The organism is Nostoc sp. PCC 9305 (genome assembly GCF_963920915.1).
Lineage (GTDB): Bacteria > Cyanobacteriota > Cyanobacteriia > Cyanobacteriales > Nostocaceae > Nostoc.
On the sequence record NZ_CAWUDN010000065.1, the window covers coordinates 39098 to 45386 of the forward strand.

At 41.6% G+C, this 6289-nt stretch carries 6 protein-coding genes; 2 read left to right on the plus strand and 4 right to left on the minus strand.

The genetic code is table 11. The features are described 5' to 3' along the window. Positions 1 to 31: 31 nt before the first annotated feature. Both ACM0OX_RS22630 and ACM0OX_RS22635 read right to left on the minus strand, forming a co-directional pair. Entirely contained in the window at positions 32 to 541 is a 510-nt protein-coding gene (locus ACM0OX_RS22630; RefSeq protein ID WP_414517234.1) for a HugZ family protein, read from the minus strand. Positions 542 to 704: 163 nt separating this feature from the next. Continuing rightward, positions 705 to 1361: a DUF3386 domain-containing protein gene (locus ACM0OX_RS22635; RefSeq protein ID WP_414517235.1), complete on the minus strand. Its 657-nt coding sequence runs from the start codon at positions 1359 to 1361 to the stop codon at positions 705 to 707. Between the two features lie 100 nt (positions 1362 to 1461). On the opposite strand from ACM0OX_RS22635, the gene ACM0OX_RS22640 reads away from it, so the two are divergent. Together ACM0OX_RS22640 and ACM0OX_RS22645 are read left to right on the plus strand one after the other, a co-directional pair. Next, a complete protein-coding gene (locus tag ACM0OX_RS22640; RefSeq protein ID WP_414517236.1) occupies positions 1462 to 2133 on the plus strand; it encodes a LuxR C-terminal-related transcriptional regulator in 672 nt (223 codons plus the stop codon). 688 nt (positions 2134 to 2821) lie between these two features. After that, complete coding sequence (locus ACM0OX_RS22645; protein WP_414517237.1) at positions 2822 to 3499, plus strand: hypothetical protein; 678 nt, start codon at positions 2822 to 2824, stop codon at positions 3497 to 3499. Between the two features lie 104 nt (positions 3500 to 3603). Here the strand turns inward: ACM0OX_RS22645 and ACM0OX_RS22650 are convergent, their stop codons facing one another. Continuing rightward, positions 3604 to 5115 carry a BamA/TamA family outer membrane protein gene (locus tag ACM0OX_RS22650; RefSeq protein ID WP_414517238.1) on the minus strand — a complete coding sequence of 504 codons (1512 nt, stop codon included), beginning with the start codon at positions 5113 to 5115 and terminating at the stop codon, positions 3604 to 3606. Positions 5116 to 5184: 69 nt separating this feature from the next. Beyond that, entirely contained in the window at positions 5185 to 5994 is an 810-nt protein-coding gene (locus ACM0OX_RS22655; RefSeq protein ID WP_414517239.1) for a DUF3598 family protein, read from the minus strand. Between the last annotated feature and the right edge of the window lie 295 nt (positions 5995 to 6289).

A 6289-nucleotide genomic window follows, 5' to 3' on the forward strand; every position in this document is an offset into this window, starting at 1 on the left:
TACTGAATTCTTGCAATCCATAATTCATGATTTACCCTTGCTTTTTCTCAGCATCTCCTGTGATTTGAACAAGTTGATGGAGGTTATCACCGCTAATATGATATGCTCCCCCAAACCCAACTACAAAACGACCTTCACTTGGAGTTAGCCGGAAAATCCGAAAGTCAGACAAGCCGCGCAAAACCTCGATAAGTTCACCAAACCGCCCTTGAAATTGCTCAACAATTTGATTCCACTTCTCAGTTTCACGCTCTATCAAAGTTGCCGTACAATCAAAACTCAAACGACGACGGGCAAAAATTAGATTACTTTTAGCTTCATCCTCGATAAACAAGATACTAACATGAGGATTGGCATAGAGATTTTTGGTATGAGTCGAAAGACCACTGACGTAAATGTAGATATTCTTGGAATCATCCATTACGAAAGGAGCATAACTAGCATTGGGTATTGACTGCGCGCTCACAGTGCTAATAATTACACTCTCAAATGCTTCAGGGAATTTTTCGTACTCAGCTTGAATATTTTCAAGTTGACTCATAACTAGATTACCACGCTTATTAGGAACACCTAATTAAGTATCTTAACGTGATTGAGCGATGTCTACGAGGAGCTACAGTTACGTATGGAATGCCCAAAAAATAAAAGCGATCGCTCCCTTTAACTCAAGAGCGATCGCTAATTTTTCGATTTCAGAATACAGCTTAAGCAGCAACAGGTTCCAACAATTTAATGTCAGAGAAAATAAATTCCTGAGTAGAAAATTGTCCTGCTGTCTCGGTGCGAATCTCGCGACGATTTAGGATGAAATAGTCACCAACTTTTTCATATTCATCAATAAATTCGCTTCTACCGCCCTTTTGTTCCCCAGTTTTGGGGTCATGGTACACAGAGTCATAGCGGTGAGACAGGTAGCCTTCGCCAGTGTCGTGACTGCTGAAGGTGTCTATGGTAACAAAAGTACCGTGGATTAAACGGTGAACATGGCAGACTTCATTATTGCGGACTTTATATTTATCACCCTCAGCCTTACCACCCATTAAAAGCTCAACTGCACCAGTTTCGTCAGTTTTACCATAGCTAAACGTATTGGCGCTGTGGGTGTCTTCAAAGCTGCGGCGGACGCGGTGAATTGCTATCTCCCAGGCTTGACCATGAATAGCTTTCTGGGCTGACTCATCATCTACATCCAAAACTTCGGCTTTGAGATTGCCAGTGATGATAACTTTGCCTGTAAACACTTTATCATCATGCTTATAGGTAATATTTGCAGTATAACCAGGGAAATTCTTGTCCCAAGTATAGCGGTTTTCATAAGCAGCCCGGAAAAGTTCCTGAGCAGAGAGTTGTGTAACTGTCATGTGCTTCTCCTAGTCGCTACTGTAATTAGCGTTTTAGTTTCCTTGGTATTAGCATAGAAGTAATTGTTGAGGCTTGGATAGTCCCCAACTGGGTACACTTATGGCTAATTCTCTACACGCTGTATTTCATGCGATCGCTAATGTCCAGAATGAGCAAGAGTTAAGACTCGCTCTCACGGATAAAATTAGCGAGCATTTTGGCGTGCAAAATTGGGGTATTTATCTCCTTGATGAGCAGCCAACCACTGAGATTAATGTTCCAGGCATTCCGGCAGTATGCTTAGAGAGCAATCCAGTGGGGCGCTACGTGGTTGAGCGTCATGCTCCTGCCCACGAACAGTTATTATTATCGCCAGGAGACTGGAAGCATTTTTGTTCGCGTTCCGATCACGAACACGTGATGACTGGGCCAATTGTTTGCGATGGTCGTCTGGTAGGAACCCTTAACTTGGCACGTGACAAGGGAAATCCTGCCTTTAATGGTAACGATTTAGCTGACTTGAGTGCTTTATGTATTCATTTGTCATCAAAAATGGCAACCCTACGGACAAAACCGAAAATATCCAATTCCCTGTTAGCTAGTCCTTTAACAGCGCGTGAGTTAGAAATTGCCGATTTGGTGGCGCAGGGGTTAACGAATGCGGAAATTGGAGAAAAACTTTGGATTACGCAAAATTCCGTCAAACAAGCTTTAAAAAGGATGTTTCGGAAGTTGAAGGTTTCGGCGCGTGCAGAAATGGTGGCAAAGCTACAAGATATACAAGTTTCTTGAAGGGGGTAGTGTTTCGACTACGCTCAACAACCAGGGAGGGGTTTTTCTCTCGTCTATTCGTTCCCATGCTCTGCATGGGAATGCCCCTCGTTGAGGCTCTGCCTCCAGTCTGGCATTGAGTCAGAGACTCAATGAATGCATTCCCAGTCGGAGACTGGGAACGAGGAAAAACGAGGAAAGTCTCTTATCAAGCTAGGTTTTTAGGACTTGTGTGTACACCGTAGCCTAAAAGGAGAGAGGCTTTGAGGCTTACTTCCCAACGCTAGCTCTTAAGGGGCTGGGGGTTAGGTCTGTATTTCACGCAACTGAGAACCGCTATATTAGCCGGACATGATATGAAAACTTTAATGCTGGGTATAAAATCCAGTTTTCAAAGAAGAATTGTATTGAGTAGAGTGTAGTGAGATACAATTCTTCTTACTTTAATCTCATGCTTTTAAAGGTGGCTGACTCTTACCTTCTGCCTCCTGCCCCCTGCCTCCTGCTTCCTACCTTGTGTTATAAAGGCTCTAACTGATGGTAATCTAAGATTGTAGAACGAAATCCAATAAAAACTTTTGTTTTTGACAGTTTTCTTTTTTGGACAATAGTAATATAAGTCGTGGATAAAGTCTTTAACAATTAAGACTTGGTTATGATTTAAGTAAGTTCTAGAGAACTTAGTTAGTTTTTTAACAGGAGAAGTAGGGTGCTTAACAACCTTCATCAGTTATTATCTCCCCGAAAGTGGGGAATTCCCCTCGCGGGCTTAGGCTTACTTCTCGGTTTGGGCTTTTTAGCCAAGCAGACTCAAGTAATATCATTTACAGATTCTCGATTATCATCAGCTCGGATTCAGAAAACCTCCGAAAACTCTCTTTTGTCGCAGCTGAGAAAAGTTCGAGATCAAAGAAGTCAACTTAATGCGGCTTCTGGAGACGGAAAAACAGTACCTACAATCACAGCGCTGGTTCCAGGCGATGGGGGAACTACAAAAAGCGCAAGAGTTTTACCAAAAGCAAGTTTTCCTGAAAAAGATGGGATTTACCTCTATGGTCAATCCCCAAAAGCAAACCAGCTTGGTCAAGGTTATATCATATTTCAAAAGCAGCAGGACAAGGTAAGGGGTGCATTGTATATGCCCCAATCAGAGTTGAATTGTTTTCAGGGTACAATCAACCCATCAGGAGAGTTGGCGATGACGGTTAATAGTTCGTCAAATGAAGCCAGTTCTGAACAATCGAATCAGGTAGCTACAAGCAATAGACTGCCCAAGGTTGGTGAGGATGAGTCAAATTCTTATGCTTACTCCCTGGCTCTGCAAGACTTTTATCGGTTAAATTCGATCGCAGCTAGCGATCGCCGCACCTTACAAATGTGTAAGTAATCTCCAATATCTTGATTATGTCCTTTTGGACTAGACACACTCAAGCAGCCCTGAGTGTGTTATCAAGCAATCCTCAATAGTATTCTAGGGCTTTGTGCGACCCTTTAAAATCGCTGACCTGTAGTCACTTCAAATCTAAGTTCTCCTCGATCGCTAATTCCTAAATCACCTCGAATCAGCCCAAAGGATGACTTGACGCGCAATCCTAAGCCGTAACCAAAGCCACTTCCGGGTTTATCTCGTAGCACTCCTGGTTCTCCTAACACGGTTTCGCTAGACCCGAAATCTGAGGCGAAGTCAGTAAAAAGAACTCCTCCGATTGAGTAATAAATTGGGAAACGATATTCCACAGAAGCTAAACCATAACTCCGACCACTGGCGACTTTTCCATAACCGTAACCTCTGACAGAATCTAGTCCACCAATATTAAAAGCATCAGCTGGTGGAAAGTCTCCAATAGTCGTACCAATTTGTAAATTAATCGCTAACATTTCTGGATTGTCAGTTGGTCTACCATTACCGATCCAACTGACTGGTAAATACTGAATATAATCTCCCAATAGGCGGTTGCTAGAAATATTACCCAATCCAATCGGAATTGCTTGTTCTGTGCTGAGAGTAAGAATCGATCCTTTAGTTGGATTTTCTCGGCGATCGCGTTGATCTTTGGATACAGAAAATAATACTGTATATAAGTCATCAATACCAGTACCGCTGACAGATAAAGGATTCCCTAAACTATCGACCTGTGCAACCTTATAGTCGCGATCGCGTAGGCTAATTCTGGTATAGTTCAAACTTATAGCTGCATCCCACTCATCAAAAGATTTTAAAACTCCTACAGAACCGCCAAACCTTCCCTCGCGTACTTTGTCACCGTTAGACAATCTGATATCTTCATTGAAGGTTCCCGATATATTACGATTACGAAAAGCTCTGATGCTGTAGCCTAAGCGGTTTGGTTCTTGAGGACGGTAACGACTAGTAAACTGACCATTAAATTGGACATCTTTACCGCTGATTTGTACAGTCGTATCTAATTTATCGTTAAGACCGCTGATATTTTCATCTTTATAACCCACCCGACCGAATAATCCAACATCTTCGTTACTACCGCCTCCTAAGATTAGAGAAGGGAAGTTACGCTCTTTAATTTCATAGATGAGATTAACGCTGTTGGCATCTTCTTGTCGATAAACATTGACTTCATTAAATGATTCTAATCTCCGCAATCGTTGCAAGTCTGCTTCTAGTAAATCTTCACGAAATACTTGACCAGGTTTGAGTTTCAGCAGACCAATGATAAACTCTTTTTGAGTACGTCCTTTAATCGGCTGACCTTTGTCATCGAGCAATCGATCCTTGTTATTAACAAAACGAATCTGGATGTCTTTGACAATTCTTTGAGAAAACTCGGCAGACTGGTTATCTACTGGAGTTAATCCGATATAGTCACCATATTTTGCATACCCTCCTTCTATCTCTAATGTTGGTTTGGTTGCCACAATATTACTAGTGCCATCTTCAGTAGAAGATTGCGAGTCTGCAACGGCCTCTAGATTTTCTCCAGCTATTAAGATGACTGCGATCGCAACTACAGCTATTTGAATATACATAAATAAAGCTTTGTCATTACCCACATTTTGGCAACAGTTAATTTGATAAGTAATCAAGCGGACATGATATCAAAGCTTCCTTTCTTCAGTAACTAATGTCAAACTAACCCATTCGCCTTTTTCGTTGTAGCTGCGAATCATCCGTCGGCGAAGATTTGGCTGGATTAACCAACCTGCTTCCATAAAAAATGGTTGGCGTAACTGCACTTTGACAGGTGATGTTGCAGAAGCGCCATCTGGTAAAAATAATACTTGCACCTGCTTTTCTGGGTTTTGGTCAAAGAGAACAATGGAGCCTTTGATGGTAGCAGTTGAGGTAATTGTGCGATCGCCAAAAGAGGTACTTTGAATTAATCGCCCAGCATCATCAAGTTGTAATTTGAAAGTTGTAGAGTAAGTATCAGGCGATCGCCAATCTGGATATATTGTCACTGCTTGACCTTGCCATTCTCCCAACAAATCATTTATCTGTAAAGTTGGACGTTCATCTGCTGGGGTTCCAGCAAGATGTTCTCGAATTAAGATTAATTCCTTTAGTTGACCAGTATTATCAAACAGTTGCACCAGACGCAAGCGACGATTTTCATGAACAAAAGCGAGTTCTCCACCAAATTCGGAAAATGGCCCTAGCTGAATTAAACCTTCAGAAAATGAACCATTTTCAAAAAACAGCAGACCCCCTCCCACAGAATTAAATTCTCTGATTATATCTTGTCCCGAACGGCTCAGAGTTAGGCGCACTTTCTGGCTATTGTTCAAATGTTCTAGGGAAAGACGACTAGGAGTATCATTCAAAAGTGTTCCTTGGGGAGAAAAATTCGTAAATGAACCTTCCCAAACACCGAGATTCTGCAAAAAACATTCCCATTGTGATTTCATAGTTATTTTGTTATTTGTCATTTGTCATTAGTCATTTGTTATTTGTCATTGGTCATTTGATTAGCCTTGAGAAGTTGATATGTAGGTTTAATTTCATATTCGTTCAAGCAAAACTTCAGTTATTCTTTTAAAATTTTGAAAATTCCGAGTTCAGAAGTCGAAGTTCCGAGTTCAGAGGTCGAAATTCCGAGTTCAGAAGTCGAAGTTCTGAATTCAGAGGTCGAAATTCCGAGTTCAGAGGTCGAAGTTCTGAATTCAGAGGTCGAAATTCCGAGTTCAGAGGTCGAAGTTCTGA